Annotated in this window: 19 protein-coding genes, 2 tRNA genes, 2 rRNA genes, 1 pseudogene and 2 riboswitches; of the genes and pseudogenes, 20 read left to right on the top strand and 4 right to left on the bottom strand. The window is 44.5% G+C overall.

All coding sequences use genetic code 11. From position 1 onward, the window contains the following. The 8 genes from BM278_RS14830 to tsaD form a co-directional block, all read left to right on the top strand. Positions 1–100: ribosomal RNA gene (locus BM278_RS14830) — 23S ribosomal RNA — on the top strand; the annotation flags it as partial. A gap of 132 nt (positions 101–232) precedes the next feature. Beyond that, a 5S ribosomal RNA gene (gene rrf, locus BM278_RS14835) occupies positions 233–349 on the top strand. Between the two features lie 197 nt (positions 350–546). Continuing rightward, positions 547–623, top strand: a tRNA-Met gene (locus tag BM278_RS14840). A 6-nt stretch (positions 624–629) separates the two neighbouring features. Continuing rightward, a tRNA-Asp gene (locus tag BM278_RS14845) sits at positions 630–702 on the top strand. A 296-nt stretch (positions 703–998) separates the two neighbouring features. Further along, positions 999–1,457 carry a tRNA (adenosine(37)-N6)-threonylcarbamoyltransferase complex ATPase subunit type 1 TsaE gene (tsaE, locus tag BM278_RS14850; protein ID WP_090951220.1) on the top strand — a complete coding sequence of 153 codons (459 nt, stop codon included), beginning with the start codon at positions 999–1,001 and terminating at the stop codon, positions 1,455–1,457. Further along, positions 1,454–2,194, top strand: a complete 741-nt coding sequence (gene tsaB / locus BM278_RS14855; protein ID WP_090951223.1) for a tRNA (adenosine(37)-N6)-threonylcarbamoyltransferase complex dimerization subunit type 1 TsaB — start codon at positions 1,454–1,456, stop codon at positions 2,192–2,194. The genes tsaE and tsaB overlap by 4 nt, the downstream gene beginning before the upstream one ends. Then, a complete protein-coding gene (gene rimI, locus BM278_RS14860) occupies positions 2,154–2,606 on the top strand; it encodes a ribosomal protein S18-alanine N-acetyltransferase (RefSeq protein ID WP_090951228.1) in 453 nt (150 codons plus the stop codon). The genes tsaB and rimI overlap by 41 nt, the downstream gene beginning before the upstream one ends. Then, positions 2,603–3,616 (top strand): tRNA (adenosine(37)-N6)-threonylcarbamoyltransferase complex transferase subunit TsaD, encoded by a 1,014-nt coding sequence (tsaD, locus tag BM278_RS14865; protein ID WP_090951231.1) that lies wholly within the window; start codon positions 2,603–2,605, stop codon positions 3,614–3,616. Before rimI ends, tsaD begins: the two co-directional genes overlap by 4 nt. 387 nt (positions 3,617–4,003) lie before the next feature. Here tsaD and BM278_RS14870 read toward each other — a convergent pair whose 3' ends face one another. Beyond that, positions 4,004–5,938, bottom strand: a complete 1,935-nt coding sequence (locus tag BM278_RS14870) for an ABC-F family ATP-binding cassette domain-containing protein (RefSeq protein ID WP_090951234.1) — start codon at positions 5,936–5,938, stop codon at positions 4,004–4,006. A gap of 119 nt (positions 5,939–6,057) precedes the next feature. Here BM278_RS14870 and moaC point away from each other — a divergent pair, with 119 nt between their 5' ends. The 4 genes from moaC to tatC are packed head-to-tail and all read left to right on the top strand — an operon-like array spanning position 6,058 to position 8,145. Next, positions 6,058–6,579 carry a cyclic pyranopterin monophosphate synthase MoaC gene (gene moaC / locus BM278_RS14875; protein WP_090951236.1) on the top strand — a complete coding sequence of 174 codons (522 nt, stop codon included), beginning with the start codon at positions 6,058–6,060 and terminating at the stop codon, positions 6,577–6,579. After that, a complete protein-coding gene (locus tag BM278_RS14880) occupies positions 6,569–7,207 on the top strand; it encodes a redox-sensing transcriptional repressor Rex (protein WP_090951240.1) in 639 nt (212 codons plus the stop codon). Before moaC ends, BM278_RS14880 begins: the two co-directional genes overlap by 11 nt. A gap of 15 nt (positions 7,208–7,222) precedes the next feature. Next, entirely contained in the window at positions 7,223–7,378 is a 156-nt protein-coding gene (tatA, locus tag BM278_RS14885; RefSeq protein WP_090951244.1) for a twin-arginine translocase TatA/TatE family subunit, read from the top strand. A 20-nt stretch (positions 7,379–7,398) separates the two neighbouring features. Beyond that, on the top strand, positions 7,399–8,145 hold the full coding sequence (gene tatC / locus BM278_RS14890; protein ID WP_090951249.1) for a twin-arginine translocase subunit TatC: 747 nt from the start codon (positions 7,399–7,401) through the stop codon (positions 8,143–8,145). Positions 8,146–8,158: 13 nt separating this feature from the next. Here the strand turns inward: tatC and BM278_RS14895 are convergent, their stop codons facing one another. Both BM278_RS14895 and BM278_RS14900 read right to left on the bottom strand, forming a co-directional pair. After that, positions 8,159–8,344 carry a YdiK family protein gene (locus tag BM278_RS14895; RefSeq protein ID WP_013401771.1) on the bottom strand — a complete coding sequence of 62 codons (186 nt, stop codon included), beginning with the start codon at positions 8,342–8,344 and terminating at the stop codon, positions 8,159–8,161. Between the two features lies 1 nt (position 8,345). After that, on the bottom strand, positions 8,346–9,080 hold the full coding sequence (locus tag BM278_RS14900; protein ID WP_090951252.1) for a CPBP family intramembrane glutamic endopeptidase: 735 nt from the start codon (positions 9,078–9,080) through the stop codon (positions 8,346–8,348). Between the two features lie 274 nt (positions 9,081–9,354). On the opposite strand from BM278_RS14900, the gene groES reads away from it, so the two are divergent. Next, a complete protein-coding gene (groES, locus tag BM278_RS14905) occupies positions 9,355–9,639 on the top strand; it encodes a co-chaperone GroES (protein ID WP_090951255.1) in 285 nt (94 codons plus the stop codon). A 70-nt stretch (positions 9,640–9,709) separates the two neighbouring features. Beyond that, the gene (gene groL, locus BM278_RS14910; protein ID WP_090951258.1) at positions 9,710–11,329 is read left to right on the top strand and encodes a chaperonin GroEL; all 1,620 of its coding nucleotides are present in this window, start codon (positions 9,710–9,712) and stop codon (positions 11,327–11,329) included. A gap of 137 nt (positions 11,330–11,466) precedes the next feature. On the opposite strand, the pseudogene BM278_RS14915 reads toward groL, so the two are convergent. After that, positions 11,467–12,693 (bottom strand): annotated as a pseudogene (locus BM278_RS14915) (Nramp family divalent metal transporter). Positions 12,694–12,871: 178 nt separating this feature from the next. Between BM278_RS14915 and BM278_RS14920 the strand changes: the two are divergent. From BM278_RS14920 to BM278_RS14945, 6 genes are all read left to right on the top strand, one after another. Beyond that, complete coding sequence (locus BM278_RS14920) at positions 12,872–13,822, top strand: AAA family ATPase (RefSeq protein WP_090951261.1); 951 nt, start codon at positions 12,872–12,874, stop codon at positions 13,820–13,822. A gap of 7 nt (positions 13,823–13,829) precedes the next feature. Further along, a complete protein-coding gene (locus BM278_RS14925; protein ID WP_244151191.1) occupies positions 13,830–15,014 on the top strand; it encodes a DUF58 domain-containing protein in 1,185 nt (394 codons plus the stop codon). Further along, complete coding sequence (locus tag BM278_RS14930) at positions 15,011–17,173, top strand: DUF4129 domain-containing transglutaminase family protein (protein ID WP_090951266.1); 2,163 nt, start codon at positions 15,011–15,013, stop codon at positions 17,171–17,173. Before BM278_RS14925 ends, BM278_RS14930 begins: the two co-directional genes overlap by 4 nt. Positions 17,174–17,212: 39 nt before the next feature. Then, positions 17,213–17,314, top strand: a riboswitch (purine riboswitch). A 61-nt stretch (positions 17,315–17,375) separates the two neighbouring features. Then, positions 17,376–18,914: a glutamine-hydrolyzing GMP synthase gene (gene guaA, locus BM278_RS14935; protein ID WP_090951269.1), complete on the top strand. Its 1,539-nt coding sequence runs from the start codon at positions 17,376–17,378 to the stop codon at positions 18,912–18,914. Between the two features lie 96 nt (positions 18,915–19,010). Then, positions 19,011–19,112, top strand: a riboswitch (purine riboswitch). Positions 19,113–19,214: 102 nt separating this feature from the next. Next, entirely contained in the window at positions 19,215–20,540 is a 1,326-nt protein-coding gene (locus BM278_RS14940; RefSeq protein ID WP_090951272.1) for an NCS2 family permease, read from the top strand. 85 nt (positions 20,541–20,625) lie between these two features. Further along, positions 20,626–21,168 (top strand): GNAT family N-acetyltransferase, encoded by a 543-nt coding sequence (locus BM278_RS14945; protein WP_090951275.1) that lies wholly within the window; start codon positions 20,626–20,628, stop codon positions 21,166–21,168. Positions 21,169–21,911: the final 743 nt, after the last annotated feature.

Below are 21,911 nucleotides of genomic sequence, written 5' to 3' on the forward strand. Positions count from 1 at the left end.
CGAGTAAGATCCCTCGAAGATGACGAGGTTGATAGGTCCGAGGTGGAAGCGTGGCGACACGTGGAGCTGACGGATACTAATCGATCGAGGACTTAACCAAGCGGAAAAACGGAAATCGCCTAGCGAAACGGTTTCTTCCGAACGGACGGTTATCTAGTTTTGAGGGAATGAAATTCCCCTTGACAAAAATCATTATTGGAATATAATAAAATATGTCCAATTGAGATGCTTGCCTAGTGACAATAGCGGAGAGGAAACACCCGTTCCCATTCCGAACACGGAAGTTAAGCTCTCCAGCGCCGATGGTAGTTGGGGCCAGCGCCCCTGCGAGAGTAGGTCGTCGCTAGGCTATTATTATGATTCGCTTATTACTGCATATCGTTTTGTGGGCTGAATAGGCCGGAAGAGAAAGGGACAACAAACAGGAAAATCGTGATGGGTTGCCTCGACGCATCCAAACATCTTTGAATTCGCTAGTAGAGCTAGTAGAGGAAGAGATAACGAATTGAATAAAGCTTTCTAAATCAATTATTCCTTATCTATCGTCGCGGGGTGGAGCAGTCCGGTAGCTCGTCGGGCTCATAACCCGAAGGTCGCAGGTTCAAATCCTGCCCCCGCAACCAATAATTGGTCCCGTAGTGTAGTGGTTAACATGCCTGCCTGTCACGCAGGAGATCGCGGGTTCGATCCCCGTCGGGACCGCTTAAAGCTGGGTAAAACTTTATTGAAAACGAAACAACCGATGTTTCGTTTTTTATTTTTTATCCTTAGGAAGTCGTTTCCTAAGGTTTTTTATTTTTTTCAGATTTGTTGTCAATCCATTGTCGAGGTCATATGGCGATCTCATTCTTCATGAAGATTAGCACAGATTTTTACTTATTTAGGAGAATAGCATGAATGTAATCTTTATTGAATGGGAAAGTGGTAATAAGCGACAATAATATGATAAAATTTCAGAAGCGAAGGTTATCATTATAAAAATGCAAAGGTGAAACGTGATGGAACGCTATGAACTGATTATGCGCTCTCCTGAGGAAACGATGCGTCTTGCCTCAAAATTTGGGGAAAAGCTGGATGCAAAAGATGTCATTACGTTAGAAGGGGATTTAGGCGCGGGAAAGACGACGTTTACAAAAGGGCTGGCGAAAGGACTCGGAATAAGAAAAACGATCAGCAGCCCTACTTTTACGATCGTCAAGGAATATAAAGGCCGCCTCCCTCTTTATCATATGGATGTGTATCGTTTGGAAGATACAATGGAGGATCTCGGTTTTGACGAATATTTTGATGGAGACGGCGTAACTGTCGTCGAATGGGCGCATCTCATCGAACCGCAACTGCCGCCGGAAAGACTGAACATTTCTTTGTTTCACTATGGCAATGATGAACGAAAATTGGTGATTGAACCAATCGGAAAACGATATGAACAGTTATGTAAGGAGATTTTAGGGGCATGAAAATATTAGCGATCGATACATCAAATGTGGCAATGGGCGTCGCGTTAGTGGAAGACGATATCATAAAAGGAGAAATAGTGACAAATATAAAAAAAGACCATTCCGTTCGTTTAATGCCGGCAATTCAGTCTTTATTAAAAGATTGCGGCGTGTCTCCCCACGAACTAGGGTTAATTGTCGTCGCGAGAGGGCCGGGATCTTATACGGGAGTGCGCATCGGGACAACGATCGCAAAAACGCTAGCGTGGGCATTAAATATTCCGATTGTAGGAGTGTCCAGCCTTGAAGCGTTGGCGGCAAACGGAAGGTATTTTTCCGGTGTTATCTCCCCGTTTTTTGATGCAAGAAGAGGGCAAATTTATACAGGGTTATATCGTTATGACGGCGGACAGCTGGAATGCATAGAAGATGACCGGATCGTTTTGGCTGATGAATGGGCGCGCAAACTGCAGGAAAGGCAGGAGAGAGTGTTATTTATCGGATCTGATATCCCGTTATATAAGGAAACGTTTCAGCAACAACTTGGCGATTTTGCGCAATTTGCGCCGCCATCGTTACAGCTGCCTCGCCCAGGTGAGTTGGCGCTGCTTGGAAAAAATAAAGAAAAAGCGGACGTTCATACTTTTGTACCCAATTACGTTCGCCTTGCCGAGGCAGAAGCAAAATGGCTTGCCAAACAAAAAGGGGAAAACAAAGATGGGGATGGAAATTCAATTTCGCTCAATGACCTTAAATGATATTGATGCAGTGCTGCAAGTGGAGCATGCCTCTTTTACGGTTCCTTGGAGCAGAGAATCGTTTTATAATGAACTTGTTTATAACCGTTATGCTAAATATATCGTCATGGAACATAACGGCCGCATCATCGGTTATGCGGGAATGTGGGTCGTGATCGATGAAGCGCATATTACAAATGTAGCTGTATTGCCTGAATATCGTGGCAAAAAATTAGGGGAAGCGCTAATGCGTAAATTGATGGAAACGGCGAAACAACTCGGCGCCGTTACGATGACGTTGGAAGTTCGGGTTTCTAACCATGTAGCCCAATCTTTATATCGAAAATTAGGGTTTCTTAATGGCGGAATCCGCAGACAATATTATCCAGACAATTTAGAAGATGCTCTTGTAATGTGGGTGAATTTATCATGAATCATGACATATATGTGCTTGGAATTGAAACGAGCTGTGATGAAACCGCAGCAGCAGTGGTGAAAAATGGAACAGAAATTTTGTCCAACATCGTCGCTTCACAAATGGAAAGCCATAAACGCTTTGGCGGAGTCGTTCCAGAAATTGCCTCGCGCCATCATGTCGAGCAGATTACGTTCGTTATTGAAGAAGCGATGAATCAGGCTGGCGTTTCGTTTCAACAATTGAGCGCTATTGCGGTAACGCAAGGCCCGGGATTAGTCGGCGCGCTTTTAATTGGTGTGAACGCGGCGAAAGCGTTGGCATTTGCTTATGGCCTTCCTCTTGTAGCCGTTCATCATATCGCTGGGCATATTTACGCGAACCGGCTTGTCGCGGACATGAAATTTCCGTTATTGTCGCTTGTTGTTTCTGGAGGGCATACGGAACTTGTGTACATGGAGGAGCATGGCAAGTTTCAAGTCATCGGCGAAACCCGTGATGACGCGGCAGGAGAAGCGTATGACAAAGTGGCGAGAGCATTAAACCTCCCTTATCCAGGCGGGCCGCATATTGACCGTTTGGCACACGAAGGGAAGGTGACGATTGATTTGCCGCGGGCATGGCTGGAGGAAGGGTCGTATGATTTTAGTTTCAGCGGATTGAAATCGGCGGTATTAAACACGCTTCATAACGCGAAGCAACGCGGGGAACATATTGACCCGAAAGATATGGCGGCCAGCTTCCAAGCGAGCGTCATTGACGTGCTTGTAACGAAAACGGTCAACGCGGCAAAAGAATATAATGTGCGTCAAGTGCTGCTTGCGGGCGGAGTCGCAGCAAATAGAGGCTTGCGAGCGGAGTTGGAGCGGAAAATGGCTGAATTGAACGGTATCGAACTAGTCATTCCGCCATTATCGCTCTGCACCGACAATGCGGCGATGATTGCAGCGGCAGGAACCGTTTTGTTTGAACAAGGAAAGCGCGCTGATATGGCATTGAACGCCGATCCAAGTTTAGAATTAGCGTAAACGTTAGCGAAAGGACTTCTTTCAAGGAAATTCTTGGAGGAAGTTCTTTTTTTATTTAATAGTACGAGACGGTTATTTTGGAACGGATCTTTTTTGAACGTTCGTACTATAGAAATAAAGAAAAATTTTTTATCAAAAAATAATCGGTGTGAATATATTTATCCACAAATTGTGGATATTGTGGAAAAATAGAAATAATCTTGTTTTATTAAGGAGAAAATAATCACAAATTTTCCCCAATAAAAACGGATTTTTTTGTGGATAATGTGGAAAAGTCGGTGAATAACTTGGATTACGGGAAGGAAATTGGGGATAACTTTGTGGGTATGTGATTAATTAAAAAAATATCCGCGGTTGCATGAACACGCGGATGTTTTTTGGCCATTATTATTCTAATGTATGAAGTGTTTCCCATTCTTCCAGTAATTTTTCTAATTTTTCTTTTATCTCTTCATTTTCTTTTGTTAACTGTTGTACTTTTTCATGATCTTGATAAACGTCCGGATCGCATAATTGTTCATCGATATGCGCGCTTTGCTGTTCTAATTCGCTAATTTCTGTTTCAATTTCTTCAATGCGCCGTTTGCGCTGCCGTTCTAGTTTTTTTGCCTCTTTTTCCTGTTCGTAGCTAAGTTTTGATGATGATTCTTCGTAAGAGCGGTCTGCTTGTTTCTCGGAAGCGAGGCGTTCTAGTTCAAGCAGTTCCGCTTTTTTGGCGATATAGTAGTCATAGTCTCCTAAATACTCGGTAATCCCGTCGCTGGAAAGCTCATATATTTTCGTAGCGATTCGGTTAATAAAATAGCGGTCGTGGGAAACGAACAAAATGGTGCCGGGATATTCAATTAAGGCGTTTTCGAGCACTTCTTTACTATCTAAATCAAGATGGTTTGTCGGTTCGTCAAGAATGAGGAAATTCGCTTTTTGCATCATTAATTTGGCAAGCGCCAGCCTCGCTTTTTCGCCACCGCTTAGCGCCGATACAGGTTTCAGGACGTCGTCGCCGGAAAATAAAAAATTACCAAGTACTGTCCGAATTTCTTTTTCCGTTTTTTCCGGATACGCATCCCAAAGTTCGTCTAAAACGCGCTTATTGGATGATAAATCTGCTTGATTTTGGTCGTAATAGCCGATTTGCACGTTCGAACCGTAGCGGAAACGCCCTGCTTGCAACGGAAGTTTGTTTACGATCGCTTTTAGCAGTGTCGACTTTCCGATCCCGTTCGGTCCGACGAGCGCGATGCTTTCGCCGCGCGTGATGCGGAAGCGAATGTTGCGAATGATGGTTTTGTCCATATCATACCCGACCGCGACGTCTTCGGCGATCAGCACGTCATTTCCGCTTTGCCGTTCAATATCGAAAGAAAAGGAAGCGGATTTTTCATCACCGATCGGCTTTTCTATTATCTTCATTTTTTCCAACTGTTTTCGCCGGCTTTGGGCGCGTCTCGTTGTAGAGGCGCGGGCGATATTACGTTGAATAAAGTCTTGGAGCTTTGCGATTTCTTCTTGCTGTTTTTCGTACAGTTTTCGTTCCCGTTCGTATTCGGCCGCTTTTTGTTCTAAGTAACGGCTATAATTTCCCGTGTATCGTTTCAGCGTTGTACGCGATAGTTCGTATACTTGGGTGGCGACTTTATCGAGAAAGTAACGGTCGTGGGATACGACGAGAATGGCGCCGGGATATGTTTGCAAATATTGTTCGAGCCATGTCAATGTTTCGAGATCTAAATGGTTTGTCGGTTCGTCCAAAATCAGCAAATCCGGCTTCATTAAAAGCAATTTTCCAAGCGCCAGACGAGTTCGCTGCCCGCCGCTTAGCGATTGAACGGGAGTCGTCATATAATCATATTGCGAAAATTGTAAACCGTGCAAAACCGAGCGAATATCGGCTTCGTATTGATAGCCGCCTTGTTCTTTATAGCGCTCTTGCAACGCGTCGTAATCTTTCAATAGCTTTTCGTAGCGGGAAGAATCGGCAAGCAAGTCGGGATCGCCCATTTGCCGCTCCATCTCGCGCAATTGAATTTCCATTGCTTTCAGCGGAGCAAACACCGTCATCATTTCTTCCCAAATCGATAAAGAGGAATGCAGCCCGCTATCTTGCGCGAGATATCCGATCGATACTTCCTTCGGTTTGATGATTTCCCCGCTGTCGTAAGACATTTCGCCGGCGATAATTTTTAATAATGTCGATTTTCCCGCCCCGTTTCTTCCGACGAGGGCAATTCGGTCTTTTGATTGTATTTCTAATTTTATATTCGATAAAATAAGATCAGCACCGAAATATTTTGTCAATTGATTGACTTGTAAAATAATCATTGTCGTTCACCTCTCGTTTAACAATAATAGTGTAGCGTAACTTGTTTTCTTATCGCAATAAAACGATAAAAGACAGATGGCGAAAAATAGTGTATAGTTTATAAGTGGAGGAGATTGCATTGACATCATTTACGCATTTTAATGAACAAGGTCGCGCAAAAATGGTCGATATTACAGAAAAGGAAGACACCGTTCGTGTAGCAGTTGCGCGGACGAGCGTGACTGTCAATAAAGAAATTTACGAGAAAATGACGAACCATGCTATTGAAAAAGGGGATGTGCTTGCTGTTGCGCAAATAGCTGGCATTATGGCGGCAAAAAAGACGCCGGATTTAATTCCGATGTGCCATCCCCTTATGTTAAAAGGAGTCGACATCCAGTTTGCTTGGCATGTCGAAGAAGAAAAAGGGTTATATGAACTAGTGATTACCGTAACGGTGAAAACAAAAGGAAGCACAGGAGTAGAGATGGAAGCGCTAACGGCTGCTTCCGTTTGCGCGCTGACGGTGTATGATATGTGTAAAGCGTTGGATAAAGGAATGGTCATTGGTCCAACCTATCTAATGGAAAAAAAAGGTGGGAAATCAGGCCATTATCAACGAGAAAAAAGTCATGCTGGGGGATTTGTGAATGAGCAATGAACAACCAAAAATTCCGCAAGCAACCGCAAAACGTTTGCCATTGTATTACCGTTTTTTGAAAAATTTACATGCTTCAGGAAAACAACGGGTTTCTTCCGCGGAGTTGAGTGAAGCAGTGAAAGTCGACTCCGCGACAATTCGCCGCGATTTTTCTTATTTCGGCGCACTTGGCAAAAAAGGATACGGGTATAATGTCAATTATTTATTATCTTTTTTTCGCAAGACGCTTGATCAAGACGAAATTACCGAGGTGGCGCTATTCGGCGTCGGCAACTTAGGGACGGCGTTTTTAAATTATAATTTTTCGAAAAACAACAATACCAAAATTGTGATGGCATTTGACGTAGATGAAAAGAAAATCGGAAAAGAAGTTGGCGGCGTGCCTGTATATCATTTGGACGAGCTGGAAACGCGCCTTCATGAGGGTATTCCTGTCGCGATTTTGACCGTTCCCGCTCACGTAGCGCAATGGATTACCGATCGTCTCGTTCAAAAAGGAATTAAAGGAATTTTAAACTTTACGCCGGCCCGTTTGAACGTGCCGAAACATATTCGCGTCCACCATATTGATTTGGCGATCGAATTGCAATCGCTCGTCTATTTCTTAAAAAATTATCCAGCTGAATAAAGGAGAGAATGAAAAGTGAAATATTTGCTCATTGTGCTTGTGATTTTATTATTGTTTGGAACGAAAAAGCTCCCGGAGTTGGGCAAGTCGCTCGGCCAATCGCTGCGTGAGTTTAAGGACGCGACAAAAGGGCTGGCGGAAGAGGATGAAAAAAAGCAAGACCAACTATGATTTGTTAGGATGATTGAAGCATGGACGATAAAGAAATGTCGGTGTATGAACACCTAGGAGAATTGCGGAAGCGGCTTATTATCGTTGTTGTGTTTTTTGTCATCGCGCTTGTCGCAAGTTTCTTTTTCGTGGAGCCCGTCATTTTATATTTGCAGCAGACGGATGAAGCGAAAGAATTGACGATGAACGCTTTTCGTCTGACAGATCCGATAAAAATTTATTTTCAATTTGCGTTTGTCATTGCGTTTATTCTGACCGCCCCGGTTCTCCTTTACCAAATTTGGGCGTTTGTCAGCCCTGGTTTGTATGAAAAAGAACGAAGAGTTACGCTAAGCTACATTCCGCTTTCGATTTTTCTCTTTTTGGCCGGCGTTAGCTTTGCGTATTTCGTTCTATTTCCTTTTGTTGTCCGCTTTATGCAAAATTTAGCAGAACGTCTTGGCATTCATCAAGTTATCGGCATTAACGAATATTTTCAATTTTTGCTTCATCTTGTCTTGCCGTTTGGGATCGTATTTCAACTGCCGGTCGTTGTGATGTTTTTAACAAGGCTCGGCTTGATTACACCGATGTTGTTAGTGAAAGTGCGCAAATATGCATATTTAGTTTTATTGATTTTGGCGGCAATCATTACTCCGCCGGATGTGCTGTCACAAATCATTGTCATGATTCCGCTTTCGATTTTATATGAAATTAGCATTTGGGTTTCGAAAATGGCTTATCGAAAAGTGTTATTGGCGCAGAAGGAACAAGAAAACCTCCCGTGAATGCGCGGGAGGTTTATTTTTTAAAGTGGAGTATTAACAGGCGAATTGCGGTGCCAAAATCGAGCGTAGCGAGTATCGCGAGAACGATCGTGAAAAAATTCCAAATGGTTTCATCGGCGCTTTGAATCGACAAGTAAGTAAATAGGATGCCCATAAGGAAATAGAAAAGCGCGAATTGCAACGGTGACCCTTTCATCATATTAAAAGCCTCCAATAATGAATTGTATATGTTCTGTTTGCCGCATTATTTTTTCAATATCATCGGCAAGTATTGTCTGTACGAATACGACGAACGTATTCATAGCGACATGGGCAAAAATCGGAACGAAAATGCGTTTTGTTTTCGCGTAAAGAAACGCGAAGGTGAATCCCATTGTCGCATACAAGAGCAAGTGTTCGAGTTCCATATGGACGACGGCAAATAAAAGCGAACTAACTAGCGCGGAAATGAAAAAGTTGTATTTTTGATATAGCGTTCCGAAAATAATTTTGCGGAAAATAATTTCTTCTAAAATCGGCCCGATGATGGAAGTGACGACCATCAATAATGGTGTGACCTGAATGATATCGACAATTCGCTTTGTATTTTCTGAACCAGGCTCGATGCCGAGTAAGCGCCATTCAATATTGGCGGCAACGCTTTGAGCAAACAATGCCAAAAAGAAGCCGCCGATGGCCCACATCCATGCTGTTGATAACGGAACGTCAGAGCGGGTGCGGCGCTGTTTTATATCTTCGCGCAAGAAAAAGAGGATGATGAGAAAGGCAATGGAAAAGCTGATCACCGCCCAATAGCCAGAGGCGATCTCCGCCGCGACAAAGTCATTTTTTGCGTGTTTTCCGACACCGAGAAAATGCAACAACGGGACTCCTACGATACCTGATAGTTGCATGATGATGTACGTAATGATGACATACCAATAGCGCCGTTTCAACGAAACTTACCCCTTTACCGATAAAATAATGATACTTTCCGTATTGTAGCACATCTTTTATCAAAAATGACAAAAAAGAATCGATTATTGTTGTTTAGATTTTGTCGAAATGTGAAATAATTTAAGGGGAGAAAACGAGAAAAAACAAGTTATTTTTTTGTATTTCCTACTTGCAAAAAAAAGAGAAGTTCATTAATATTATAAGTGTGTTAGCACTCAACATCGACGAGTGCTAATAAGAACGGCGAAAATTATGTTAAGGAGGTTGTTTTCCGTGTTAAAGCCATTAGGTGATCGCGTTGTCATTGAGATCATTGAAACGGAAGAAAAAACTGCAAGCGGTATCGTATTGCCAGACACTGCGAAAGAAAAACCACAAGAAGGTAAAGTTGTTGCTGTTGGAAAAGGACGCGTGCTTGATAACGGCGAACGCGTAGCTCCAGAAGTGGAAGTTGGCGATCGCATTATCTTCTCGAAATACGCGGGTACAGAAGTGAAATATGACGGCAAAGAATACTTAATTTTGCGTGAAAGCGATATTTTGGCTGTTATTGGTTAATATACAGCGTTGATAACATAGATATACAAAAAATACTTAACGATTCCATTTTATAAGGAGGTAACGGGGTATGGCAAAAGAAATTAAATTCAGCGAAGAAGCTCGTCGCGCGATGTTGCGCGGTGTGGACAAACTAGCTGATGCAGTAAAAGTAACGTTAGGTCCAAAAGGCCGTAACGTTGTATTAGAGAAAAAATTCGGTTCTCCATTAATTACAAACGACGGTGTCACAATCGCGAAAGAAATTGAATTAGACGATCCATTTGAAAACATGGGTGCGAAGCTTGTCGCTGAAGTTGCAAGCAAAACGAATGACGTTGCTGGGGACGGTACGACAACAGCGACAGTTCTTGCACAAGCGATGATCCGTGAAGGATTGAAAAACGTTACAGCTGGCGCAAACCCAATGGGCATCCGCAAAGGTATTGAAAAAGCGGTCGCTGTGGCGGTAGAAGAATTAAAAGCAATCTCCAAACCAATCCAAGGAAAAGAATCGATCGCGCAAGTTGCGGCTATTTCTGCGGCTGACGAAGAAGTTGGCCAATTAATTGCAGAAGCAATGGAACGCGTCGGCAACGACGGTGTAATCACGTTAGAAGAATCGAAAGGCTTCACAACGGAATTAGACGTTGTCGAAGGTATGCAATTTGACCGCGGTTATGCGTCTCCATACATGATCACAGATACGGAAAAAATGGAAGCAGTGCTTGAAAATCCATATATCTTAATCACTGACAAAAAAATCTCGAACATTCAAGATCTCTTGCCGATCTTAGAACAAGTGGTTCAACAAGGCAAACCGTTGTTAATCATCGCGGAAGACGTTGAAGGCGAAGCGCTTGCGACATTAGTCGTAAACAAACTTCGCGGTACATTCACTGCGGTAGCGGTTAAAGCGCCTGGCTTCGGTGACCGCCGTAAAGCAATGTTGGAAGACATCGCGATCTTAACTGGCGGTGAAGTCATCTCCGAAGAACTAGGACGCGAATTAAAATCGACAACAATCGCATCGCTTGGCCGCGCTTCGAAAGTCGTCGTAACGAAAGAAAATACGACAATCGTAGAAGGCGCTGGCGATTCGGAACGCATTAAAGCTCGCATCAACCAAATCCGCGCGCAATTAGAAGAAACAACTTCTGAATTTGACCGTGAAAAATTGCAAGAACGTCTAGCAAAACTAGCTGGCGGCGTAGCGGTCATCAAAGTTGGCGCGGCGACAGAAACAGAATTGAAAGAACGCAAATTGCGCATTGAAGACGCGCTCAACTCTACTCGTGCGGCGGTTGAAGAAGGTATTGTAGCCGGCGGTGGTACGGCATTAATGAACGTATATAACAAAGTTGCTGCTATCGAAGCAGAAGGCGACGAAGCAACTGGCGTGAAAATCGTTCTTCGCGCAATCGAAGAGCCAGTTCGCCAAATCGCGCAAAACGCTGGTTTGGAAGGCTCTGTTATCGTTGAACGCTTAAAAACAGAAAAACCTGGCATCGGCTTCAACGCTGCTACTGGCGAATGGGTAAACATGATCGAAGCTGGTATTGTTGACCCAACGAAAGTAACTCGTTCCGCTCTGCAAAACGCAGCTTCGGTTGCCGCTATGTTCTTAACAACAGAAGCAGTTGTCGCTGACAAACCAGAAGAAAACAAAGGCGGCAACAACGGAATGCCAGACATGGGCGGAATGATGTAATAAAGGGAACTAGCCAAATAATTTAACCGCAAGGACTACTTCCTATAAAAAAGGAGGTAGTCCTTTTTTGTTGCTCAAAATTGTAGACGCCGGAATTTCAAAAACAACAATAAATTTATAAGACGTTTCTCATTTTCTCAACTAAATGTATTCCGCAACTCATTAATCGCTAAGATGACAAACAGCACAAGGCAAAGGGTGAGGAATAAATTCGACAGCCAATGGTTTCGTCCTTCTTCTGGCAATTCTTTTTTCGAATTTAAAAGCCATAGCAGCGTGATGGCCAAAAACGGCATAAACAATGCTCCCAACGCGCCGTATGCGATAATTAAGCCGACCGGTTTGCCGATAAAGTGAAGCAGCATCGGCGGGAAGGTTAACCAAAATACGTAGAAGCGAAACGCTTTTGTTTGGTTTAACTTTTCTTTATCGACGCTTGATTTCCGCATATTGCGGATAAAATCGGCGAACAAATAGGAAACCCCGTTCCATACGCCGACGACGGATGTGAACGAAGCGGACCAGAATCCAAGCAAAAATAGCCAACGTGCGGCCGGATGAATCTCGTTTCCCATAATGGACGCAAAGGATACAAGCCCTTGTTCGCCACTGATGCTCGCATCCGTTCCATATAATAACGCCGCGCCAAGTACAAGAAGCGATAAAGTAAAAATAGCTGTCACGATATAGGCAATCGCTGAATCATAGCGCATTGTCGGAACGTAAGAGCGGTCTTTCCAGCCATTTTCTTGAATCCAATATCCGTAAGAAGCCATTGTAATAGAACCGCCCACTCCACCGATCAATCCGAGCGCATAAAGAAGCGAGCCTTTTGGCAAGTCAGGAACCGCTGTATGCCATAGTCCGCTAAGTTTTGGAAGAACGAGAACGGCCGAGCCGACGACAGTGATAAACATAAGGCCGACCAGTATGTTCATGGAGCGCTCAAATAGTCGGAAGCGTCCCGACCAAGTGAGAGCAAACCCCGCAATTCCGTGGATGACTGCCCATGCCCATAGCGGAATCGCCGGAATCATCGCGGACATCGCCAGCGCGCAAGACGATGTGCCGGCCGCTCCGTATACGAATCCCCAAATAAGAGAGTAAACGCCAAAATAGCCGGAAGCCCATTTTCCCATCGACTGCCAGCCTTCAAAAATCGTCTTTCCACTCAGTAAATGCCAGCGGCCTACCCCTTCATTCAGGACAAACTTCAAGATCGCTCCGACGATAATGGCCTAGGCAAAGACAAGACCGTAGTTTGTTCCAGCGACGAGCGCCGCCACAAGGTCACCCGCTCCGACTCCTGTGGCTGCGACGATTAGTCCGGGACCGATGATGTTCCATTTACCGCTATTTTTCATGCCCATCCCCCTTATAAAATTATTCTAAAAATTATGTATATTTGTTATCATATTACTTGAAATAACAGTTCATGTCCACTTGTTAAGCTTATGAAATACGTTTTCAGTAGTAAAAAGGTTTTGCGCTATATTTGTAGAATAGTAAACGATAAAACCAATCATAAAGGAGTTTTTATGGATGGAAACGAACGAAACGTTACAGCCAACTATTGCTCAAGTGGTGGAAAACGTAGAAAAAGTGATTATCGGCAAACGAGATGTTGTCATATTAAGCATTGTTGCACTGCTTGCGAAAGGGCATGTGCTGCTTGAGGACGTTCCGGGAGTCGGAAAAACGATGCTTGTACGCGCGCTGGCGAAATCGGTTAATGCGCAGTTTAAACGAATTCAATTTACTCCTGATTTGCTGCCGAGCGATGTGATTGGAGTGTCCGTTTATAATCAGAAAGAAATGCAGTTTGAATATAAACCGGGGCCGATTATGGGAAACATCGTTTTGGCGGATGAAATCAACCGCACTTCGCCGAAGACGCAATCGGCGTTATTGGAGGCAATGGAAGAAGGAAATGTGACGGTCGATGGGGTGACGAGACCGCTGCCGCGCCCGTTTTTCGTGATGGCGACACAAAACCCGATCGAGTATGAAGGGACCTATCCGTTACCAGAAGCTCAACTCGACCGTTTTATGTTCAAACTGAAAATGGGGTATCCTTCACTTGCGGAAGAAATAGAAATGTTAAACCGTAGCGAAAAAGTACCGCCGATTGAAGAAATACAGCCTGTCATCACGATGGATGAGTTGCTTCATTTGCAAAAACAAGTAGCCGATGTATATGTCGATGAAAATGTAAAACGTTACATCGTCGAAATGGTGCAACAAAGCCGAGAAAACGCTTCGATTTATTTAGGAGTAAGCCCGCGCGGTTCCGTTGCGCTGATGAAAGCGGCGCAAGCGTATGCGTTTGTGCATGGGCGCGGATTTGTCATTCCTGACGATGTGCAGTTTTTAGCGCCATACGTATTGTCTCATCGCATCATTGTTAAATCGGAAGCAAAATTTGATGGACTCACAGCCGAAGAAATGGTTGCTCAAATAATGAAAAGAACACCTGTTCCTATTCAAAGGTAGTGAAACGATGAGAAAACGAATGCGCTTTATGAGACAAATTTTCGTATTATGCGGTTTGTTCGCCGTGCTTTTTTCGTATGCGATGTTTCAGGGCGGTTTTGTCAGCTGGTTTTTGTTTTATAGTTTTCTACCATTCGGCCTTTATTCGCTGGCAATCGCCATTTATCCGTTTCATCGTGCCAGCGTGCGGCGGATGATTTATCAGCGGCGCTATCATGCCGGCGATTCGCTCACGGCGACAGTGGAAGTGCGTTTTCCGTTTTGGTTTCCGTTTGTCGCGATGGCGATCGGGGAAAACCACGTTTCTACTTTAAATGTGGCGCAGACGAAAGCAACGATTCCGTTTATTTGGAAAAAAACGTTTTCTTATACGTATCAGTTGCGTGAATTGCCGCGTGGCGAGCATGTTTTCACCGCCATTCGCCTTACCGCCACCGATTTTTTTGGACTTGTGGAAAAAGATTCGGTTTATTTGCTGGAAGAAACGATCATTGTATACCCTCGCTATATTGACATGTCGTACCGGAAAGTCAGGCATTATTTCGAACAAGGAATTGCCGCTTCTTCATTTTTGCTTCACCGCGATATGACAATGGCAGTCGGTGTCCGCGAATATGCGCCGGGAGACAGATTTTCATTAGTGCATTGGAAAGCGTCGGCGCGCAAGCAGCAGTTGATGACAAAAGAATTTGAAGAAAGGCAGCGGGATGATTTAGTCATTGTACTTGATCGCACGCCAACACCATTGTTTGAAGAACTTGTAATGTTTGCCGCCTCGTTTTTGCGGGCTACTATTCAGCACGGGGTAAAGACGGGGCTTGTGTCCGTCGGCGGCGACCGCGCCATCTTTCCTGCACGAAACGGGGAACCGCATTTACAGCAGCTTTTTTATCATTTGGCAAAAGTCATTTGCGATAGTCAAGAGCCGTTTGCGCGCGTTATTTCCAACGAGAAAGCGTACTGGCCGTCGACGGTGGCGTTTTGCTATATCACTTCTTATTTATCTGAAGAAGTGGCGTTGGCATTAAGCAAAGTTCCGGGCTGCGGTAATAAAGAAGCCGTGTTTCTAATTAAAGAAGATTTGACGAGAGAAGAACGTCATTCGCTGGAAATTTTGCGCCGCAAAGGTGTCCACGTTGCCATCATATCGCCGCGAAATATGACGACCTTGCGTAAAGGTAGGGATGGATGATGGAAGCAGTCGAAAATATTGGGAGAAGAATGATTATATGCGGTTTCGCGTGCTGGCTGCTGATCGAATGGCTTCTTCCTTTAGAAGCGGTATCCGATACGACGAATGCGGAAGTGTTTATGGTGTTTGTGGCCGCCTGCTTTCTTCTTTATTTGTTGCGGACGCCAATATGGATTTCTGTTCTTATAAAGATCGCATATATGATATATGCGCTAAACTCGCTGTTTTACCATGTTTCTTATGTACAGGCGGTGAAGCTGATTTTTCAGGAGATTGCCCACCATGCCCCGATGTTGTTTGCGGCCCGTTGGATGGAATGGACAAACTCGTTTCGCAGTTTTCTCTTTTTCTTTTTGTTATGGCTGATGGCATATTTATTACATTACCGGCTATTTACGCAAAAACGGCTGTTTTTATTTTATGCCTTGACAGTTACGTATATTGCGGTGCTAGATACGTTTACCGCGTTTCGTGGAAATGGTGCGATCATCCGTTTAGTCGTTTTTGGTTTTTTCTTTTTAAGCTTCCTTCATATGGAGCGATTGCGGGAAAAGGCAACGATCGCAGAAGGAATAAGAGAATGGTGGGGAGCTTGTTTATGCCTCATTGGGCTAGCGATTGCCTGCGGCTATGTTAGCCCAAAGCTCCCGCCGCAATGGCCGGACCCGGTGGCGTTTGTGAAAAGCTACGCAGTCGCGCAAGAAGAAAAACGGGACGATCCAGCTTCAGCGAAAGTGAAAAAAATCGGCTATGGGCAAAATGATTCGCGGCTTGGCGGACCGTTTATCGCTGATGATACGGTCGTGTTTATCGCTGAAGATGAAAAGCGGCATTATTGGCGCGTCGAAACGAAAGATATTTATACCGGCAAGGGATGGGAAAGTTTCCAAAGCGAGCAGCTGCAATCGTTTGAAAACAATGTTGATCTCGGCTATTCGTGGTGGTCCCCGGCGGTGAAAAAACAATTAATGACCGCCAGCGTCCATATGAAACAATCTTACTTCCATATCGTATATCCGTATGGTTTAAGAAAAGTGAAGGCAAAGGAAAACGTAGTATATCGGATGGAGGCGGCAACGGAAAAGATTTATACGACAGACCGCTCCGCTTATACGCTGCCGCTTGCGTCCTATGATATTGTTTATGAATATCCAACCTTTCCGATCGAGGCGTTAAAAGCCGCTCCGCCTGTTAAAGATGCGGGATTGCTCGAACGCTATACGCAGCTGCCGAAAAATTTGCCGGAGCGGGTGCGGGCTTTGGCGAAACAAATCGCCAGCGGAAAGCCGACGCAATACGAACAAGTCAAAGCGATAGAGCAATATTTTCATACGAACGGCTACATGTATGAAACAACCGATGTCGCTGTTCCCGGAAAAAACGAGGATTACGTGGACCAATTTTTGTTTGAGACGAAAAAAGGGTATTGCGATAATTTTTCCACATCAATGGTTGTTATGCTTCGCGCCATCGGCATACCGGCGCGCTGGGTGAAAGGGTATACGTCAGGGCGTTTGCTTGAAGAGAAAAACGGAAAATATATTTATGAAATTACGAACAATGATGCCCATTCTTGGGTGGAAGTATATTTTTTCGGAATCGGCTGGGTTCCGTTCGAGCCAACGCAAGGATTTACGAATCCGTACGTGTTTTCTGCTCCCCAATCTGCGCCGGAAACCGCGCCGCTTCCTGAACAGCGTCAGCCGGAACAAAATCGCGTTCCATTGGATAAGGTAAGGGAGCAGCCGCATTCGGCGCCAGCGGAAGAACTAAGTTTACCTGCGTTGTCGTGGAAACAGGCAGCTGTCGCTTTGGCGGTGCTTCTCGCTTTTGTATGGATCGCATATCGCACAAGGAGAAAGTGGTGGCCTTACGCGACGATTGTCCGCTTTCAATATAAGCGGACGAAAGGGGATAACCTATTTGCGGAAGCCTACTTGTCTTTACTTCGCCATTTAGATGATTACGGGCTAAAGCGAAACAAAGGACAAACGCTCAGACAATACGCCGCGTATGTCGATGATTGGTTTCAAACAAACGAAATGACGAAGCTGACGTTGTTATATGAAAAGATGGTGTATCAGCAGGAAACGGCTCGGGTAGAATGGACGGAAGTGAAAGAATTATGGGAAAATTTAATAAAAAGAACGGTATCTTGACCGCTGACAGATAGAGTTGATAGAATGGATTAAAATTTAATGAATCATATGATGCACCTTCATATATCCTCGGTAATATGGTCCGAGAGTCTCTACCGGGTCGCCGTAAACGACCCGACTATGAAGGCGGAATTAACTAGAATTTTGCCTTTATAGTTGTCGGGGGCGATTCTAGTTTTTTATTTTGCGATGAGGTGATGACATGGAACAAAAACAAGAAATGATTATCGTTCTAGATTTTGGAAGCCAGTATAACCAATTGATTACTCGCCGCATTCGCGAGCTTGGGGTATACAGCGAATTGCATCCGCATACGATTACAGCGGATAAAATTCAAGAAATGAATGTAAAAGGAATCATTTTTTCCGGCGGTCCAAACAGCGTATACGATGATAACGCGTTTACGTGCGATCCGCGAATTTTTGAACTTGGTTTGCCGATTTTAGGCATTTGTTACGGCATGCAGCTGATGACCCATCATTTAGGCGGAAAAGTGGAAAAAGCAACCCATCGCGAGTATGGAAAAGCAATGATTCAAGTAAAGAACGCTTCCGCCCTTTTCAAACGCCTCCCAGACGAGCAAGTCGTTTGGATGAGCCACGGCGATTTAGTGACTGCTCCTCCGGAAGGGTTTGCCGTTGATGCGACGAGCGCTTCTTGTCCAATTGCGGCGATGAGCAATGAGGCGAAAAAGTTTTACGCGGTGCAATTCCATCCAGAAGTTCGCCATTCCGTTTACGGCAATGACATCTTAAAAAATTTCGTGTTTGATGTGTGCCAATGTAAAGGCGATTGGACGATGGAAAGTTTTATCGACAGCGAAGTTCGCAAAATTCGCGAGCTCGTTGGGGATAAAAAAGTGCTTTGCGCGTTAAGCGGCGGCGTAGATTCTTCCGTGGCGGCCGTGCTTGTGCATCGCGCCATCGGCGATCAACTCACATGTATTTTTGTCGATCACGGGCTCCTTCGCAAAGGGGAAGCGGAAAGCGTGATGAAAACGTTCCGTGAAGGGTTCCAGATGAACGTGATTAAAGTGGACGCGAAAGAGCGCTTTTTGTCCAAGCTCAAAGGGGTAACCGATCCGGAACAAAAACGGAAAATCATCGGCAATGAGTTTATTTACGTATTTGACGATGAAGCGGCAAAATTAGAAGGAATTGAGTTTTTAGTGCAAGGAACGCTCTATACAGACATTATCGAAAGCGGCACGGCGACGGCGCAGACGATTAAATCCCACCATAACGTCGGCGGGTTGCCGGAAGATATGAAATTCAAACTCATTGAACCGCTTAAGACGCTGTTTAAAGATGAAGTGCGTGCACTTGGTACGGAATTAGGGCTTCCGGACGAAATTGTTTGGCGGCAGCCGTTCCCGGGCCCTGGCTTAGGCATCCGCGTGCTTGGCGAAGTGACAGAGGAAAAGCTGGAAATCGTCCGTGAATCGGACGCGATTTTACGGGAAGAAATTAAAAAGGCCGGACTTGATCGGGAAATTTGGCAATATTTCACGGTGCTTCCGGACATTCGCAGCGTCGGCGTGATGGGCGACGCCCGCACTTATGACTATACGGTCGGCATTCGCGCTGTCACATCGGTCGATGGCATGACAGCTGATTGGGCGCGCATTCCGTGGGAAGTGCTCGAAAGAATTTCTACGCGCATCGTTAATGAAGTGCCGCGCGTCAATCGGGTCGTATACGACATTACAAGCAAACCGCCGGCAACGATTGAATGGGAATGATTTCTAAAAATACGAACAAAAGACGAACATTTAATCAAAAATGTTCGTCTTTTTTGTTGACATGTCATTATTATGCTGATAAAATGTGCGTAGATCATGAATATCGCTAAAATACGTCGTATAATCCCGGGAATATGGCTCGGGAGTTTCTACCAAGCTACCGTAAATAGCTTGACTACGAGGTATAATGGGATAGAGAGTACGTTCTTTTTGTCCTCTCTATATTCATTATCCCTCTTTAGTCAACGCTTCTGGTAGCTTACTAGAAGCGTTTTTTATTTTTCATAGGGGGGACAGTAAGTGAAAAAGTATTTTCAATTTGAAGAGCTCGGCACGAATTACCGTACGGAGATCATCGCTGGGCTGACGACATTTTTGTCCATGGCGTACATTTTGTTTGTTAATCCGTTTACCTTGTCATTAGGGGCGGTAAAAGATTTCCCTGATGAATTGCGGATTGACCAAGGCGCGGTGTTTGTCGCAACTGCGCTTGCGGCAGCGTATGGCTGTATTTTAATGGGAGTGTTGGCGCGTTATCCGATTGCGCTAGCGCCAGGGATGGGGCTCAACGCGTTTTTCGCATTTACCGTTGTTTTGCACATGCAAATCCCATGGCAGACGGCGTTAGCGGGGGTATTTGTATCCGGAGTGATTTTTACGATTTTGTCGTTAACAGGTATCCGTGAAAAAATCATTGATGCGATCCCGGTTGAATTAAAATATGCGGTCGGCGCGGGGATCGGACTGTTTATAACGTTTATCGGCTTGCAAAACGCGGGAATCATCGTCGATAACGAAGCAACATTAGTAGGGCTAAGCGATTTGAAAAACGGCAACACGCTGTTGGCGATTTTCGGTTTGTTCGTGACTGTCATTTTAATGGTAAAAAGAGTGAATGGCGGCGTGTTTTACGGCATGGTGATTACCGCGATTGTTGGTATGATGTTCGGTTTAATCAAGGTGCCGGATAAAATCGTCGGGGCTATTCCGGATATCTCGCCGACGTTTGGCGTTGCGATTGAGCATTTGCCAGACATTTTCTCGCTAAAAATGCTCGGTGTCGTCTTAACTTTCTTTATCGTCGACTTTTTTGACGCCACCGGTACGCTGCTTGCGGTGGCCAACCAAGCCGGACTGTTAAAAGATAATAAGCTGCCGCGCGCCGGAAAAGCGTTGCTTGTTGATGCGACGGCAGTTATGGTTGGCGCCGTGCTTGGAACGTCGACGACGACTTCGTACGTCGAGTCATCGGCGGGCGTCGCTGCCGGCGGGCGTTCCGGTTTTTCCGCGGTTGTGACAGGAATTTTGTTTTTGCTGGCGTTATTTTTCTCGCCGCTATTAAGTGTCGTTACCGCGCCTGTCACAGCGCCGGCGCTGATAATTGTTGGTGTGCTCATGGTATCTTCCATTGGGGAAATTGATTGGAAAAAACTAGAGGTGGCGATTCCAGCGTTTTTCACGCTGATTACGATGCCGCTTTCGTACAGCATCGCGACAGGCATCGCGGTTGGCTTCATCTTTTATCCAATTACGATGATTTTAAAAGGGCGCGGCAAAGAAGTTCATCCGATTTTATATGTGTTGTTTGTCATCTTTATCTTATACTTTGTCTTTTTAAGAGAATAGAAAAAGTCCGCCAAAACGGCGGGCTTCTTTTTTGTTGGGATTTGTTATAATAGTAAGAAAACCGCAAAGTGGGGAGAGGATGGTTATGTTTATTCACCGCTTGGATGACGAATCATGGCTAAAACTGCTCACCGCTGAAGATGCGGAAGCGCTATTTGCGCTTATTGATTCATGCCGTCCGCATTTGCGAAAGTGGCTTCCATGGGTGGACTGGACACAAACAGCAGAGGATTCAAAAGCGTTTATTGCTGGAGGCTTGCAGAAGTTCGCTGCTGGCAGCGGCTTTGAAGCAGGCATTTGGCATAAAGGGCAGCTGGCAGGAGTCATCGGGATTCATTATATTGATCACGCGAATAAGAAAACAAGCATCGGCTACTGGTTAGGGGAACAATTTCAAGGGATTGGGTTAATGACGAAAGCGTGCAAGGCATTCGTTGATTATGCTTTCCATGAACTGAAGTTACATCGGGTAGAAATTCGCTGCGCAGTAGAAAATAAAAAAAGCAGAGCCATTCCTGAACGGTTAGGGTTTACGAACGAAGGCACGATCCGGGAAGCAGAATGGCTTTACGACCATTTCGTCGACCATGTGGTGTATGGAATGCTTGCAAGAGAATGGAAAGGTTAAGCGAATGAGAGGATGTCACATGATGATCTTTTGTGACATCCTTTCTTTCCTTTTGCCCTATAACACTAGGGTTTAGTCCTATTGTTTTACTGGCACAGAGAAAACAAGCGATAACGAATTTGTTTGCTTTAATAAACACTTGAGTGACCACGACATAAATATAGAAGTATGACCGTTTTTAAATTTTTTGATTTGTTTGTTGTAAAAAGAAAGTGCTCTTGTATGGAAACTTTTCTTATCAATATAGGATCGCACTTTCATTTTAAAGGTCTGTGACATAACAAGGGATATTTTTATACTTCATGGTTTTGTCTGGCAATAGGGTATGTGTTCATAATGGACGGTGTTTTATAGTTTTGGATGACATAAAAGAAACAAGCAACAGTTCAATCATTTTAACTGTAATCAAATCTTCTGCAAATATATGTTGAGAACTATTTTATCATCAGCTGTAACAGCGATGTGAGTGTTGCGAACAGAAACATTGCTTTTATGGATAAAAATACCTAGCATAAATTATTGACATTTTGCTAGTAACGATGTTATATTAATAAAGCCGCTTCGGTGCGGCGAAAAAAAGTAAAAAAAGATATTGACATGTTAAGTTGAAAATGATATATTATAAGGGTCGCTTTTAGAGAACAAAACAAATGTTCCTTGAAAACTGAACAAAACGAAGCGTCCACATAGAAAAGCGAAGGCGAGCGTCTAGCGCCGGAGGGAAAATGTTCTTCCGACGAGAC

This window comes from Parageobacillus thermantarcticus (assembly GCF_900111865.1).
In the GTDB taxonomy this organism is placed as follows: domain Bacteria; phylum Bacillota; class Bacilli; order Bacillales; family Anoxybacillaceae; genus Parageobacillus; species Parageobacillus thermantarcticus.